The organism is Paenibacillus sp. FSL H3-0310, from assembly GCF_038002785.1.
In the GTDB taxonomy this organism is placed as follows: Bacteria; Bacillota; Bacilli; order Paenibacillales; family Paenibacillaceae; genus Paenibacillus_AQ; species Paenibacillus_AQ odorifer.
This window is the reverse complement of record NZ_JBBODC010000003.1, coordinates 32,234-47,795: the sequence shown is the minus strand read 5'-3', so window position 1 is coordinate 47,795 and position 15,562 is coordinate 32,234. Positions and strand designations below refer to the sequence as shown.

Here is a 15,562-nt window from a genome sequence, read left to right as displayed (position 1 = left end):
GAATCAACATTGCGTAAAAAAAGAATCTTAATACTCTCGGAAGGTTTTGGCGCCGGACATACACAAGCAGCTTATGCGTTGTCGAGCAGTCTGCGCCAATTATCGCCTAATTTACAAACGAAGGTGCTAGAACTTGGAAATTTTTTAAACCCCAAGATGGCACCTATTATTCTGTCTGCTTACCGAAAGACGGTAACGACACAGCCAAAATTGATGGGTTATGTCTACCGTCACCAGAAATCATTCAATCGTCTTACCACGCTTGCCTTGCATCGTATATTTTATACGCATGCCAAAAATATTGTGAGGCAACTGAAACCCGACGTAATTGTCTGCACACATTTTATTCCAGGTGCTGTAGTGTCCCGCCTAAAGAGATTGGATCCTACCCTAAATGTGCCGCTCGTCACCGTCATAACGGATTATGATGCGCATGCAACCTGGATTAGCCCAGAGGTAGACCTTTACCTGGTTTCAACACCTGAGGTTAAATCCAAATTGCGCAGCCGAAATATTCCTGCCACGAAAATTCAGGTAACAGGTATACCGATACACCCTAATTTTTGGAAGCATCCCGGAAAGCAGGAGATTCGAGAGCAATTCAATCTGCGGGAGATGCCAACCGTTCTAGTCATGGGCGGCGGCTGGGGAATCATGAACGACCAAGTCGTAAATGCTTGTCTGGCGGAATGGCGTGACAAGATTCAGATTGTTTTCTGTCTCGGCAATAACGAACAGCTGCTAAAGGAAATGAAAGAAGACCCGCATTATAATCATCCTAATATCTCCTTACTCGGCTTTACGCGTGAAATCCACAAGCTGATGGAGGTGTCCGATCTGCTGGTTACAAAACCGGGAGGAATGACCTGCAGTGAAGGGCTTGCAAAAGGTATTCCGATGCTCTTCCATCACCCTCTTCCCGGGCAGGAGGAGGAGAATTGCCGCTACTTTACTGCAGCCGGCTTCGGAGAACCCATCGAATCTTTAGAGGTTGTCGAAATGTGGATGGAGCGCCTCTTAAACAACTATGAGGATGTGCAAAACAAGCGCAAACTTCATCTTGAAGAAATTGCGCGCTACCATCCTTTACAATGTGCTCAGAGTATCATCGAATTATTGGAATAGTTAATTAAAAAAGCGGCAGCCTCCAAACTACTTTACTTGGAGAGTTGCCGCTTTATTATTGAAGCATGCCATTTGAAGCAGTGCTTTGTAACTACAGCCGATATTTATCCAATCGGGTAACCTGATACTGTTTGAGTGCTTCTGCACCTACAATTGCCTCGCAACGATGGATATTCACGCCACGTCCGACAAATTTCGTCTCATATTCTGTCATGATATGATCCTCGTTGATGATGCCATCTGCATGTAGGTCCAAAGAAATATTTTTCATCTGCAAGCCAAAGTCCGCAAAGGCATTTAATGAGAACTCAAAAAGACTGCGGGAATCTGTTTTTAGATGAATTTCACCTAGATCGCTAAGCAAACCGCGATATTTGTCAAGAAAACGTGGATGTGTCAAACGACGCCGGGCATGCTTGCTTTTAGGCCACGGATCGCTGAAATTAAGATAAATCCGTTCAAGCTCTCCCGGAGCAAATACTTCCTCAGCATAATCGATATTTGCAAGTGCCAATTTCAGGTTAGGCGGTGTTTCATGTCCTGCCGGCTCCCATACTGCTCTAGCCTTATCTCCAGCACGGCGGATCAGCTCATCATACATATCCACTCCGATAAAGTTAATATCAGGATATTTAAAGCTCATTTGGCTGATAAACTGTCCTTTGCCCATTCCGAACTCCACATGGATCGGATGATCGTTACCGAACAGCTTGGACCACTCACCTTTATAACTCCGAGGATCTAGAATGACTAAATCCGTCTGTTCTTCCAAACTTTCACGTATTCCTTTTCTTCCGCGTAAACGCATAGGTATTCCTCCGATTATCTCTTATACGATAACTGTCACTTGCAATATTGTGCCGAAATTGTCCCAAAAAGTAAAGGGATTGCGGTAAAAAAAGAAAAAGGAATTCTCTGGTTCAGCTCTTAAATGAGCTGTTCAGAGGAATTCCTTCGTTGTTGTATATTGGAATAGATTTCGTTCTTGTCTGGCAAATCAAGATTTACTTTGTGTTTGTGGCAAATGTCTTTTTTTCGAATGCGCTACGAATTTTGCGCTGCGCATCTGTCTTGATCTTAGGGTTGCCGTTAAATTCCACGCCCGTTAGTGCAAGGGCTTCATCTGGTGTTAAGTGGACTTCAATCGAATCTTTACCCTCAGCATATACCGTTTGAGAATTCATTGCTATCACCTCACGGTTATTATTATGGATCGGACGACACGAAATTATGAACTCTTGGATGAATTTCTTTATGCCACAGCAGCTTTTCACACTCTGAATATAACATACTATGTAAGCATTTTCAAGCTGAAAGCGCCTTATTTCCTGCCTATTTTTCATGCCGTTATGAGGAGTCAATGTTACGCCGAGCTCGGTTTTTTGATACAATGTATTGGATTATAAGAAACGGCTGTGCGTTCTCTGGGATAAGGACGCCATCTGTCTCAGAAAAATATAAGGATAAGGAATCTTATCCATAATTATATTTTCAGAAAGGGGCTTCTCGTGTCTAATCTTCAATACACTTCTCCTCCGCAACTTTGGGGAGATAAACGTTTTCATACTTGGAATTACGAAATGCGTGAACACATGAACACCAAGGTATTCAAAGTTATGCTTGATGCAGGCTTTACCTGTCCCAATCGTGACGGCTCCATTGCTAAGGGAGGCTGCACATTTTGCAGTGCCAGAGGTTCTGGTGATTTTGCCGGAAGCCGCCGAGATGACCTAGTCACACAATTCAATAACGTCCGTGACAGACAGCATCTGAAATGGCCAAATGCTAAATATATCGGTTACTTCCAAGCCTATACTAATACGTACGCTCCGGTCGAAGAGCTGAGAGAATATTTCGAAGTTATTTTGCAGCAGCCTGGTGTCGTTGGATTGTCTATTGCTACCCGCCCTGACTGTCTGCCGGATGATGTGGTCGAATATTTAGCAGAGCTGAACAAGCGTACGTATCTTTGGGTAGAGATGGGTCTTCAGACTATACATGACTCCACTTCTGAGCTTATTAACCGGGCGCATGATACGCAGTGTTATGTGGAGGCTGTGGAAAAGCTGCGCCGTCACAATATTCGAATCTGTACCCATATCATTCACGGTCTCCCACAGGAGACGCACGAAATGATGCTTGAAACGGTATCTGCTGTAGCTCGCATGGATGTGCAGGGAATTAAGATTCACCTTCTGCATCTCATGCGGAAAACACCAATGGTGAAGCAGTATGAAGCAGGATTGCTCCGATTCATGGAACAGGACGAGTATGTGAAGCTGATTGCTGATTCACTTGAAATTCTGCCCCCTGAGATGATTGTTCATCGCTTGACTGGAGATGCCCCACGGGATCTCTTAGTTGGACCGATGTGGAGTCTCAAGAAATGGGAAGTGCTAAATGCCATTGACGATGAGCTTGTTGCTCGTGATACTTGGCAGGGTAAGTATTGGAGGAAGGGCTAATGGGCTTTATGTCCGTTCTAAGCTTTGCTCATAAATTAATCTCTGAGCGGCTAACTTTAGGTGACCGTGCGATTGATGCAACTGTAGGTACTGGTGCTGACACGCTTTTTCTAGCCAAAACAACCGGAGCTCGTGGCGAAGTCTACGGCTTTGACATTCAAGCTGCGGCGCTGAAGCTGGCAGAAGAACGTCTCCGGCTTGCGCGGGAGGACACTTCCTCACTCTCTGCCGTTACCTTACTGGAACGCAGCCATGCCGAAATGGCAGAAGCCGTCCCGGCTAACTGGCCAGGCACCGTTGGTGCTGTAATGTTCAATCTTGGCTATCTGCCTTCAGGCGATGCCGACAAGAATATCATTACTGAGCCGGATAGCTCTATTGCAGCCCTGGAAGCTTCACTCCAGCTGCTGCGTCCGGGGGGAATTATTACGGCTGTACTGTATCCTGGCCATGCAGGCGGAGATCTCGAAGCCGCCGCTGTTGAAGCTTGGGCTGCGACTGTTTCCCCTAAGGTAGCGCAGAGCATTGTATACCGCCAGCTGCAGCGCACGGACGCACCTTATGTAATTGCCCTCGAGAAGAAAAAAGGTTCCCCATCTTAAGCTTTATAAACAATCAAACTATCTTGTAATTGGGAAGGAAGATTACGAATGACACAACCATATCCTTTAAAATTTCAACCGGAGTTTAAAGAACGTGTCTGGGGTGGCCGCGCGCTGGAGAAATTCGGCCTGAATCTACCAGAAGGCCATATTGGTGAAGGCTGGATGATTGCCGATCATGCGAATGGAACATCTTCGGTGGTTAATGGAGAATTAGCTGGACAAGGTCTGGATCAAATTCGTGAGCAATTTGGTCACGAGTGGTTCGGAAGCAAGGGAATATCAGAAGCTGGTGGAAGATTTCCACTCTTGATCAAATTGTTGGATTGCAACGACAACCTTTCCGTTCAAGTCCATCCTACGGATGATTATGTAGGATTGCCTAAAGGTGAACTGGGTAAAACAGAGATGTGGTACGTATTAGACGCTAAGCCAGATGCAAAAATCATCTACGGCCTTAAAGAAGGCGTAGACCGTGAAACATTACGCGAAGCACTGGAAAAAGGCACGGTTATGGATAGCCTTCAAGAGGTATCTGTCTCCGCTGGCGATTCCTTCTACATCCCTGCCGGAACGGTACATGCTCTATGCGCTGGTGTCGTTGTAGCGGAAATCCAACAGAATTCCGACACTACATACCGTATTTATGACTACGACCGTCCAGGTCTAGATGGAAAACCACGCGAGCTTCATATTGAGGATTCTCTAAATGTTACAGCTTATGAAGGCGCTGGCGCTACTTCGATGAAGACCGATCATGCAGTGCCTGGAGAGTGGCTGCAGCTTGCCGCTTCACCTTATTTTATTGTCGAAAAAGGGATCGTAAATGGTTCATGGGATCTCACCACTTCAGAAGACAGCTTCACTATTCTGGTTATCTGCGAAGGCAGCGGACATCTGACTTGGGAAGGCGGCTCCCAGCCTTATGCCGCAGGGGAATGTTATCTGATTCCTTCCAACCTAGGCCGTTATACTATCGAGGGTCATTCTACTGTGCTTCGCTCTTATTTACCATAAGTCGAGAACCTTTAGGAGGAATGGACCATGAAGGAAAACAGCTTTACTCTAACGGATCCCATAGGTGTAACCATCCATGTCTATGAATGGTTACCTGAGTCCGATGTGCCAGTTAGAGGAATCGTGCAAATTTCACACGGGATGTGTGAAACTGCTGCCCGCTACGCTCGTTTTGCGGAAGCTTTAACCGGGGTTGGTTATGCAGTATATGCCAATGATCACCGGGGACATGGTAGAACCGCTGGTCAAGTCAATCTGCTTGGTGATGTTGGGGAGGACGGATTTTATTGGATGCGGCGTAATCTTCTGCAGGTAGGTGCCGCAGCACTCTCCAAGCATGAAGGAAAGCCCATCATTTTATTCGCACACAGTATGGGTTCCTTTCTGGGTCAAAAACTCATGTGCGAAGAAGGCAACGAAATCTATTCAGGGTTTATCCTAAGCGGGACAAACGGTCCACGCAGTATGCTGCGTATTGGAGAATCTCTGGCTAGCGCGCAGCTTAAGCTAAAGGGTGAGCATCATCGCAGTGTACTGCTGAACAGTCTGGTATTCGGCAGCTATAACCGCGCCTTTTCCCCGGTCAGAACAACATTTGATTGGCTGAGCAGCGATACTGCGGAAGTAGATAAGTACATTTCCGATCCATTCTGCGGAGCTATTTGTACAACACGCTTTTTCCGTGGTTTCTTCCACCTCCTAAGAGAGATCCATACTGAGGAATCACTTAGCACATTATGTACAGGTAAGCCCATTTATATATTCGGTGGGGATAAGGACCCTGTCGGGATGAACGGTCAAGGCATTCCCCGTCTTGCGGAGTTGTATAAGAAACGAGGAGTGTCAGACGTTGAGTTCCGACTCTATCCAGAAGGTAGACACGAAATGCTAAATGAAGTGAATCGAGATCAAGTCACAGCCGATGTGCTCAACTGGTTAAAGCGCCACCTTCCTTCAGAGGTTTCAACGATAAGTTAAGAAAAAACGCGGTTGTTAGTGAATTTATGAGACGAGAAATGAGACAACATAGAAGCGATGCTCCCGGTATATGGGAGATCGCTTCTTTGCGGTTTGCGTAGCTTATCTCAGCAGACTTCTCAATCTAACAATCTCCAGTTCCTTCGCGCATCTGAACTTTAGTAAATAAACTTCCGCCACCACTTTCGGACTCAGTTGACGCTGTCTTCAGCTCATCGCTCTCCCCCTCCACGTACAAACTCGGTTGTCGCTAGCTACACATCATCACTTTCCCACGCCGCTTGCGGACTCAGTTGACACTAACTACATATCGTCACTCTCCCCTCCACTTTCGGGCTCAGTTGTCACTAACCACACATCATTACTCTCCCCACTACTTCCGGACTCAGTTGACATTAACCACACATCATTACTCTCCCCGCTACTTCCGGACTCAGATGACGCTAACCACACTTCATTACTCTCCCCGCTACTTCCGGACTCAGTTGACGCTATTTGCTAATTTATAGCCTTTCGAGCTGGGTTTCGGACTCCAGTGCAGCTATTCATGTGAAACAGGTTCATATTTGGTGTGTTTCGTGCCAATAGCGACTATGCGGTCCGTTAGCATCCAAAAAACAGGATAATTCCACGTATAAGGTCCGCTGGGTCCGCCTGCGTCGGGTGACTCACCGCTTCCGGACTCAGTTGACACTAACTACACATCATTACTCTCCCCGCTACTTCCGGACTCAGTTGACGCTATTTGCTGATTTATAGCCTTTCGAGCTAGATATCGGACTCCAGTGCAGCTATTCATGTGAAACAGGTTCATATTTGGTGTGTTTCGTGCCAATAGCGATTATGCGGTCCGTTAGCATCCAAAAAACAGGATAATTCCACGTTATAAGGTCTGCTGGGTCCGCCTACGCCGAGTCATTACACTCTCCGCTAATTTCGGACTCAGTTAACACTAACTACACATCGTCACTCTCCCCTGCCACTTTCGATCTCAGTTGTTATCTAACTACACTCATTACTCTCCCCGCTACTTCCGGACTCAGTTGACGTTATTTGCTAACTTATAGCCTTTCGAGCTAGATATCGGACTCCAGTGCAGCTATTCATGTGAAACAGGATCATATTTGGTGTGTTTCGTGCCAATAGCGACTATGCGGTCCGTTAGCATCCAAAAAACAGGATATTTCCACGTATAAGGGCCGTTGGGTCCGCCTACGCCGGGTTACTCACCGCTTTCGGACTCAGATGACGCTATTTGCTAATTTATAGCCATTCGAGCTAGGTTTCGGACCCCAGTGCAGCTATTCATGTGAAACAGGTTCATATTAGGTGTTTTTCGTGCCAATAGCGACTATGCGGTCCATTAGCATCCATAAAACAGGATAATTCCACGTATAAGGGCCCCTGGGTCCGCCTGCGTCGGGTTACTCACCGCTTCCGGACTCCGTTGTCGCTATCGCCCAAGGCAAAAAATAGACCGTCCCATAAAGGAACGGTCTATCCTTCCACCCGCCTATTAAAAAGGCAGTGTGTAGTACTGAGCGCGTTGGCTCTCGTTCTGCTGATACATTACGATTAGTAGCGTGCGCCCTTCCCTAATGGAAGCGGGCTCCGCTACAGCTACAGCCGAGTTTACTGCTTGCGCAGTCTCTTCTAAACTACTATCCGCTGCTCCCTGTAATGGCGAGTCTGCCGAAGGCAACGCCTCCAGATTAGCCATATCAGCTTCACTATCCTCCAAGCCTTCATCGGCACGCATGCCGCTGATGGAATCCAGCACCGCTTCCAGCGAGAATGGCAATACTTCCAGCACAGTATACTTTTGCAGTTCTCTTTCGTTAAGTCCTGCTTCTGCTAACTGGGCAGAAATTTGACCTGGATTAGCCGCGATATCTTTCAAATAGCTCGACCAATCCGACTTATCCAGCACGAAATCCCACCAGATTTTGCGCGGCTTGTACTTGTGTCCAAGAAAATAGTCCAGCTTCATCAAGCCAGTTATAACATCCATAGACGGCGTCCCGCGATCTATCAGGAAGGACTGCAGGCGGGTGAAGAGATCTTCCAGCTGATGGCCAATCTTTTGCCAGCCTCTCTCCTCCCAATAGTCACCGAACTCCTGAAAGAAATCGAATGGCGAATCAAATACATGACGGATCAAGTACTTGGCCGTATGGTCCATCCGGTGGCTGTTCCAGTATTTCTCCAGCACATCCTCAAGCCGCTTCAAACGGATAATGTCTGAGAAAGGCATCATATGACTGCTAAGGATTTCATAAGGTGCGTGTTCCATATACGTGTACTCATATTTAGACGCCTGCGCCCGCAGCCCCGTTCCCCGCAGCATTTTGAGGAATCCTAGCTGTAGCTCTTCCGGCTCCATAACGAATACATCATTAAACGTTTTACGGAAGGTGCTGTAATCCTCCATAGGTAATCCGGCAATCAAATCCAGATGCTGATCGATATTGCCGCTTGCCTTAATCTTCATTACGGTACGGGACAGCTTTTTGAAATTCTGGCGGCGTTTAACAAGCTCATTCGTCTCATCGTTGGTAGATTGCACCCCAATTTCAAATCTAAAAATACCCGGAGGCGCATTCTTAGATAGGAAATCCAGAACTTCAGGCCGCATGATATCTGCGGTAATTTCGAACTGAAACACGCAGCCTTGATGATTATCGATCAGGAATTGAAACATTTCCATCGCATAGTTGCGGTTGATATTAAAAGTACGATCCAGAAATTTAATGATTTTGGCGCCATTCTGTATTAAATAAAGCAGATCGGATTTCACTCGTTCAATATCATAATAACGTACGCCTACCTCAATACTGGATAAACAGAACTGGCAGTTAAATGGGCACCCGCGGCTTGTCTCAAAATAAACAATACGTTTACTCAAATCTGGAATATCCTCAGGAAAACGATGCGGCGTAGGCAGGGTATTCAGATCGCTTTTGGGACGTGGTGGATTGACAATGATCTCTTCTCCCTTGCGATAAGCGGCTCCATACACAAAGTGAAACTTACGATCATCCCTTAGCTCCTGCAGCAAATGGTGGAACGTCTCTTCCCCATCTCCATTAACTATAAAATCAATGCCAGCTTCTCTTTTCATCCAATGAAGCGGCTCATACGAAACTTCCGGTCCTCCGAGAACAATCGTAACTTCAGGCATCACTTGCTTAAGAATACCAATCAGCTTCAGCGTCTCTTCGATGTTCCAGATATAACAGGAGAAACCAATCACATCTGGCCGTTTCTGAAACAAGTCGGACACAATATTCATCACGGGATCTTTGATGGTGTACTCTGCCAAATGAATATCCTTAAATTCATGCTCACTGTACGCTTTTAGCAAGCGGATTGCGAGTGAGGTATGAATATATTTGGCGTTTAACGTGGTCAGGACGATTTTCATGCTACACGACCTTTTCTACATTTCATTTTGAAAAAACTCTAAGAATGCCTTACCGTACTTCCGGTATTTCACTTCCCCAACACCCTTTACCCTCAGCATTTCCGCTTCGGTCTGCGGGCAAACCACACTCATCTCACGCAGCGTGGCATCATTAAAAATAATGTACGACGGCACATGCTCGCGTCCTGCCAATTCACGCCGGATAAGACGCAGCTGCTCAAAGACAGTCTCATTGACGGCTGATGGCGACAGGTCATGCCCCCGACTACGAACTCTCGTACCAGATGTTGTACCTGTCCGCGAAGGCCGTGCCACACGCTGCATCACCTCACGCTGTCCGCGCAGGACCTCGGCAGCCAAAGGCTGAAGCCGTACTACAGGGTACTGGCCTTCCGACAAGGCAAGATACCCTTCTGAGATGAGCACATTGATACTCTCTGAGATTTCCTTCTCCGTCCGGCTCGACATCGCCCCATGTGTGGGCAGCTTATCGAAGCCGTACTGCATCACCTTTTGATTGCGCGAGCCTTTCAGCACAGATGCCACCAACGCTACACCATAACGCTCCCGCATGCGGTGGATGCAGGAGAAGATCTTTTGCGCATCGACGGTCATATCCACTAGCTCTCGTTCATCCGTACATGAGCTGCAGATACCACATGGCTTGTCCCCATGCTCTTCCCCGAAATAATCCAGCTGGGCACTGCGCAAGCAGCGGGTAGTATAGCAATAATCAATCATTTGCTGAAGCTTGCGATATTCGTTAGCTTTACGGTCAGTATCCTGTGGATTCTGCTCGATCAGGAACTTTTGCGTCATAATATCCTGCGCACTAAACAGCAAAATACATTCACTCGGCTCCCCGTCACGTCCAGCACGACCTGCTTCCTGAACATAAGCTTCCATATTTTTGGGCATATTGTAGTGAATTACGTACCGGACATTGGATTTATCAATCCCCATCCCAAAGGCATTCGTAGCCACCATGACCCGGATATCGTCATAGAGGAACCCTTCCTGGCTATCTGCCCGCTCCTGGTCGTTCATACCCGCATGATAGCGACCTGCCGCTATGCCAGAAGCTTGCAGCCTCTGATACAGATCATCTACTTCTTTGCGGGTTGCCGCATATACAATCCCCGGCTGGTGAGAATGCGTAGCCGCATAATCCATAACGAACTCCCGCTTGTTCTCTCCCCGCAGCACGGACATTGCCAGATTATCTCTTCCTAGCCCCGTCATGAAAATACCCGGCTCGCGCAAGCGCAGCAGCCGGACCATATCCTCCATGACCTCCGGCGTCGCCGTGGCGGTAAATGCTGCCAGGATCGGACGTTTAGGCAGCTCATCTACAAATGGAGATACCGACAGATAACTTGTCCGAAAATCATGTCCCCACTGGGATACACAGTGCGCTTCATCAACAGCCACGCAGGAAATAGACAGCTCAGCCATTTCCAGACGGAACCAGTCCAGCTCAAGTCTTTCGGGCGCAACATAGAGCAGCTTCAAATCGCCCCGCCGGGCAGCCCGAATCCGCTCATTCACTTCTTTTCCGCTTAACGTGCTATTAATAAAGGCTGCCGGAATACCCGCAGTAGTTAACGCATCCACCTGGTCTTTCATCAGCGAGATCAGTGGTGATATCACCAGTGTCAGCCCTGGCAGGAGCAGTGCAGGAACCTGATAACAGATCGATTTCCCGCCACCCGTAGGGAGGATTCCCAGTGTGTCGCGTCCTTCCAGCAAGTTCTGAACAATCTTTTTCTGGCCATCCCGAAAGTCTGGATAACCGTAATATTTTTGCAGCTCAGCCTGCGCCTGTTCAATAGTAGGTGCTTGCATCTTCATATCTCTCATAACTCCTTAGGCGTTTCTATCTTTAGTTTAGCGGTCAATGGTGTAATGAGCAACACTTCTTAACTATCATCACCCTGTTCTTCTTTTGAAATATTTACATAAAAGGTCTTCTTTTAAGCCAAGCTTTAATAAGCGTGATTTCATAGAAAGGTGGAGCGACCGTGCAAAATTGGAAACAAAAATATACCTCCTTTAAACAAAAGCCTGCACGTAACGAGTCCTCTGCCCAGGACAATCGTCCAGTAAAGCCATTGGATTCCAGCCTGAAGAGCAATATAAGCTTCATTCGACAAGTCTTTGGAGAAGACAGCGACCTTATTGTCCGTAACTTCAAGGTATACGGTAGATATGATGCGGCTATTATCTTTTTTTCTTCTGTGGTGGACCAGAATCAAATTCAGAACTATGTTTTAAAGCCATTAATGAATGTTTCCTCCGACCACTCAGAAATTCCAAAAGATCTAAAGGATTTACCTGATTACATCTGGAGTATGACGGTACAAGTCACACAAGGTAACCGCACTAAGGACCTAAATACTCTAGTCTCCGTCTTGTTGGATGGAAATGTAGTTCTAATCATAGATGGAATGGATCAGGCACTTTACTTCAATCTGCGTAAAATTGAGCATCGTAGCATTGAGCAACCTCAAACTGAACAAGTTATACGCGGTTCGCGTGATGGGTTTATAGAGAATTTAGAATCCAACATCTCTTTGCTTCGCTATCGACTACAAACGCCGGATTTTCGTGTAGTAACTGCCCCTCTTGGCGTACGGACGCGCTCAAAAGTAGCTGTTTGTTATATCGAAGGAATAGCCGATCCAGGGCTAGTTCAAAAGGTGATGAAGAGATTATCAGCAATAAATGTAGACGGCATCCTTGATGCGGGGTATATCGAGCAATTTATAGAGGATCATCCCCTTTCCCCGTTTCCACAGGTTCAGCCAACCGAACGTCCGGATAAATCTATAGCCTCTTTATTAGAAGGACGAGTCATCATCCTTGTAGATGGCTCACCTTTCTGCCTCATCGTCCCGGCACTTTTCAATCAATTCTTTCAGACGATGGATGACTATACGGAACGTTTTATCGTAGGAAGTCTCCTAAGAATGATCCGCCTGATCGCATTATTATTTTCCCTTTTCTTCCCTGCCTTATATGTATCCATTATCTCTTTCAATCCTGAGCTACTGCCGACAGAGTTCGCCGTAGCAATAACAGGTGCAAGAGCTGGCGTACCCTTTCCAGCCGTATTGGAAGTTCTGATTATGGAAGTCTTCATGGAGGTGCTGCGCGAAGCAACCATTCGCCTACCGCAAATGATTGGCGGGGCTCTTTCTATTGTAGGTGTGCTTGTCATTGGTCAGGCAGCCGTAGCAGCAGGTCTGGCGAGTCCAACTACCGTAGTTGTTGTCGCTATAACGACCATAGGGTCTTTTGCCACACCCGCTTACAATGCCGCAATCTCTTCAAGAATGCTTAGATTTCCATTGATCATATTGGCAGGCTGCTTTGGCCTGTACGGAGTAATGCTGGGCACTATTGTTATTATCAACCATTTGTTATTCCTGGAATCTTTTGGCGTTCCCTACATGACACCCTTTGTCCCTACGATATGGAAGGACCTTAAGGATAGTATCGTTCGGGTACCTTTATGGTGGATGCGAAGCCGCCCAAGCTTTCTTAATACACCTGATCCTGATCTTCTTGCGAAGGATATTCCGAAAATGCATACCGATCTGATTTTTAAGGAGAAAAGTGAAGCTGATGAATAGTAACCGCCCCATAACAACGATCCAAGTCATGGCTGTAATCGTCAGTACGATTATAGGAATAGGAATCTTAAGTATTCCTCGTTATATGGCTGAAGCCGGAGACAGTGGTGCACCGCTCGTGACTGCTTCTGGTGTACCTGTTGCTTTTTTGGGTTGCTGGTTTACAGCAGCTGTCTGCCGAAAATTCCCGAACGAAACGTTGTTCGTATTCAGCCGCCGCCTTCTCGGAACTGGGCTCGCGGATATTTTCTCCATTTTTATTTCTTTGTTTTTTGCTTTTTCTGCCGGGATCACCATGCGCCAATTCGGAGAAGTATGTGTTGCGGTTGTCTTTAAAAAGACACCCATCGAAGCAGTAATTCTCTTAATGCTCCTACTGGTTGCCTTATCAATCCGAAGAAATATTGTGAAATTCACTTATGTTCATGTTTTCTATTTACCTTTTATTCTATTATCTGTTATAGCAATTGCCTTGGTAGCTATGAAAAATGTTGACGTTCTAAACTTGCTACCCCTCACCGGAAATCACACCACCTTTTCAAGCTTTTCCAAAGGAACGATTACGTCCGCTGGCCTTTATCAGGGCACATTTGTCATCATCCTGCTGGTTCCTTTAATGAAAAAACCTCAACAGATCCTTAAAGCAGGCACTGTTGCGCTTTGTATCATTGGATTCATTTATGTAATGATCGTTTGGGTCACTTTAGGCATGTTTGGAGCTCAAGAAACCAAATTACTTTCCTATCCAACCTTAGAAGCAGCTCGCTCCATATCCATCGGCGCAGGACTTTTAGAACGGTTTGATGCTCTTTTTATAATAATTCGGGTGGTTTCTATATTCACTTCCATCTTTACGAACTACTACTTAGCTGCATACTCTCTGCAACAAGTGCTGCGGCACAAGGATCACCGCCTAATATCCAGCTTCTTACTTCCACTTATCATCACTTTTTCACTTTTGCCGAGAAATATATTTCAGGTCTATTCATTTGCTAGCATTACAGCGATAATCGGTTTGATTTTTTTGACCTTCTATCCTCTTTTATTATGGTTAGTCTCTCTAATCCGAAATAAAGGAGCCATTTCTCATGAATAAAAAAATTTACAAGCGTGTAGTTCTTATATTTATTCTCTCACTCATGTCTGGCTTACTCTCAGGGTGCTGGGACCAGCTTGAAATAGAAGACCGTGCATTGGTACTAGGGTTATCCATTGATTCCGTCCCTCCAGACAGCAAAATAAATGATGATCAAACCACTCATCTTAAAAGCGCAAATATTAACCTTCCCAAAATCCGTGTGACCGCCCAAATTGCGGTTCCGGGAAGAGTTCCACTCGGACCAGGCAGCGGGGGTGAAGGCGGAGGCGTGAATCAAAATCCAGTATGGGTCGTAGAAGTGTACGGGTACACCTTAGATGACGCCATGAACAATTTACAGCAGCAAATTTCTGATCCACGTTATCTAATTCATTTACGAGTGATTATTATTAGTGAGGACATCGCAAAAAAAAGCATGAATGACTTAAATGATTATTTGCGGCGAAATCCAGAAGTTCGTCGCCGGACCTGGCTGCTAGTATCCGAAGGGGAGGCTGCTAAATTTATGAATATTAATCCTCCGCTCCAGCGAGTGCCGACCCTTTACATCCTCTCCACCATGGAAAAAGCAGTAACATCAGGAAAATTCCCCGCTGATTATATAGGTGTATTCTGGTCAGCAGAATCCAAATGGGGCGAAAGTGGTTATCTGCCTTACGTCTCATTACATCAGGAAGACAATATCATGATTAAAGGCCTAGCTTACTTTAGTGGTGGAGTGATGGTCGGATCGACGATTCCGATTGAGATTGGCGCATATATGTCCATGAAGGGCATTAATCCCGGGGGATACTCCGATCTTTTTTATGCTGATGAATTCGGTCCGGTGATGCTCAAGGTCAACGACCGGTTCACGAGGGTGAAGGTTCATTTCAAAGAGGGCAAACCTCACATCACTTATAACCTCACTTTAGAGGCGGCTCTAGATGAGCATTTACGTAGTGATATCCCTATCGATTCCAGCCGTTCTTTAGAAAAGATTGAAGATATTTTTCAAAAGAGAGTGATCGGTATTTTCAACCACCTTATCGAAGAAACTCAACAAGCGCATTCCGATGTCTTTGGCATGGGTGAATATATTCGTGCATATGCTCCCTCCTACTGGAAAGCCAATATTCGTGACAAACATGACTGGGAGCAGCAGTATTCCAATCTCAGTGTTGAAGTTAAGTTGAAAACTCACATCGACAGAGTAGGTCTTAAACAAAATTAAATGA

At 46.1% G+C, this 15,562-nt stretch carries 12 protein-coding genes; 8 read left to right on the top strand and 4 right to left on the bottom strand.

The features are described 5' to 3' along the window. The first annotated feature begins 9 nt into the window (after nucleotides 1-9). Nucleotides 10-1,125: an MGDG synthase family glycosyltransferase gene (locus tag MHH63_RS26370; RefSeq protein WP_076128064.1), complete on the top strand. Its 1,116-nt coding sequence runs from the start codon at nucleotides 10-12 to the stop codon at nucleotides 1,123-1,125. A gap of 91 nt (nucleotides 1,126-1,216) precedes the next feature. Here the strand turns inward: MHH63_RS26370 and trmB are convergent, their stop codons facing one another. Together trmB and MHH63_RS26360 are read right to left on the bottom strand one after the other, a co-directional pair. Continuing rightward, on the bottom strand, nucleotides 1,217-1,933 hold the full coding sequence (trmB, locus tag MHH63_RS26365; RefSeq protein WP_341172252.1) for a tRNA (guanosine(46)-N7)-methyltransferase TrmB: 717 nt from the start codon (nucleotides 1,931-1,933) through the stop codon (nucleotides 1,217-1,219). Between the two features lie 196 nt (nucleotides 1,934-2,129). Then, complete coding sequence (locus MHH63_RS26360; protein WP_036679526.1) at nucleotides 2,130-2,309, bottom strand: hypothetical protein; 180 nt, start codon at nucleotides 2,307-2,309, stop codon at nucleotides 2,130-2,132. A 324-nt stretch (nucleotides 2,310-2,633) separates the two neighbouring features. Between MHH63_RS26360 and MHH63_RS26355 the strand changes: the two genes are divergently transcribed. Genes MHH63_RS26355 through MHH63_RS26340 form a run of 4 tightly spaced genes read left to right on the top strand, consistent with a single transcriptional unit; the run spans nucleotide 2,634 to nucleotide 6,187 of the window. After that, nucleotides 2,634-3,590 carry a TIGR01212 family radical SAM protein gene (locus tag MHH63_RS26355; RefSeq protein WP_076107276.1) on the top strand — a complete coding sequence of 319 codons (957 nt, stop codon included), beginning with the start codon at nucleotides 2,634-2,636 and terminating at the stop codon, nucleotides 3,588-3,590. Next, the gene (locus MHH63_RS26350; RefSeq protein ID WP_076219068.1) at nucleotides 3,590-4,192 is read left to right on the top strand and encodes a class I SAM-dependent methyltransferase; all 603 of its coding nucleotides are present in this window, start codon (nucleotides 3,590-3,592) and stop codon (nucleotides 4,190-4,192) included. Before MHH63_RS26355 ends, MHH63_RS26350 begins: the two co-directional genes overlap by 1 nt. Nucleotides 4,193-4,240: 48 nt before the next feature. Next, nucleotides 4,241-5,209: a type I phosphomannose isomerase catalytic subunit gene (locus tag MHH63_RS26345; protein WP_076128070.1), complete on the top strand. Its 969-nt coding sequence runs from the start codon at nucleotides 4,241-4,243 to the stop codon at nucleotides 5,207-5,209. Between the two features lie 27 nt (nucleotides 5,210-5,236). Then, complete coding sequence (locus MHH63_RS26340; RefSeq protein ID WP_339281786.1) at nucleotides 5,237-6,187, top strand: alpha/beta hydrolase; 951 nt, start codon at nucleotides 5,237-5,239, stop codon at nucleotides 6,185-6,187. A gap of 1,516 nt (nucleotides 6,188-7,703) precedes the next feature. Here MHH63_RS26340 and MHH63_RS26335 read toward each other — a convergent pair. Together MHH63_RS26335 and recQ are read right to left on the bottom strand one after the other, a co-directional pair. Then, nucleotides 7,704-9,611, bottom strand: a complete 1,908-nt coding sequence (locus tag MHH63_RS26335; RefSeq protein WP_339281784.1) for a B12-binding domain-containing radical SAM protein — start codon at nucleotides 9,609-9,611, stop codon at nucleotides 7,704-7,706. Between the two features lie 15 nt (nucleotides 9,612-9,626). Beyond that, nucleotides 9,627-11,462, bottom strand: a complete 1,836-nt coding sequence (gene recQ / locus MHH63_RS26330; protein WP_076193010.1) for a DNA helicase RecQ — start codon at nucleotides 11,460-11,462, stop codon at nucleotides 9,627-9,629. A 170-nt stretch (nucleotides 11,463-11,632) separates the two neighbouring features. On the opposite strand from recQ, the gene MHH63_RS26325 reads away from it, so the two are divergent. From MHH63_RS26325 to MHH63_RS26315, 3 genes are read left to right on the top strand one after another with little or no spacing between them, the layout of a single operon-like run. Beyond that, complete coding sequence (locus tag MHH63_RS26325; protein WP_139330130.1) at nucleotides 11,633-13,246, top strand: spore germination protein; 1,614 nt, start codon at nucleotides 11,633-11,635, stop codon at nucleotides 13,244-13,246. Next, on the top strand, nucleotides 13,239-14,342 hold the full coding sequence (locus MHH63_RS26320; protein WP_341172251.1) for a GerAB/ArcD/ProY family transporter: 1,104 nt from the start codon (nucleotides 13,239-13,241) through the stop codon (nucleotides 14,340-14,342). The genes MHH63_RS26325 and MHH63_RS26320 overlap by 8 nt, the downstream gene beginning before the upstream one ends. Next, a complete protein-coding gene (locus tag MHH63_RS26315; RefSeq protein ID WP_076193012.1) occupies nucleotides 14,335-15,558 on the top strand; it encodes a Ger(x)C family spore germination protein in 1,224 nt (407 codons plus the stop codon). The genes MHH63_RS26320 and MHH63_RS26315 overlap by 8 nt, the downstream gene beginning before the upstream one ends. The last annotated feature ends 4 nt before the right edge of the window (nucleotides 15,559-15,562 follow it).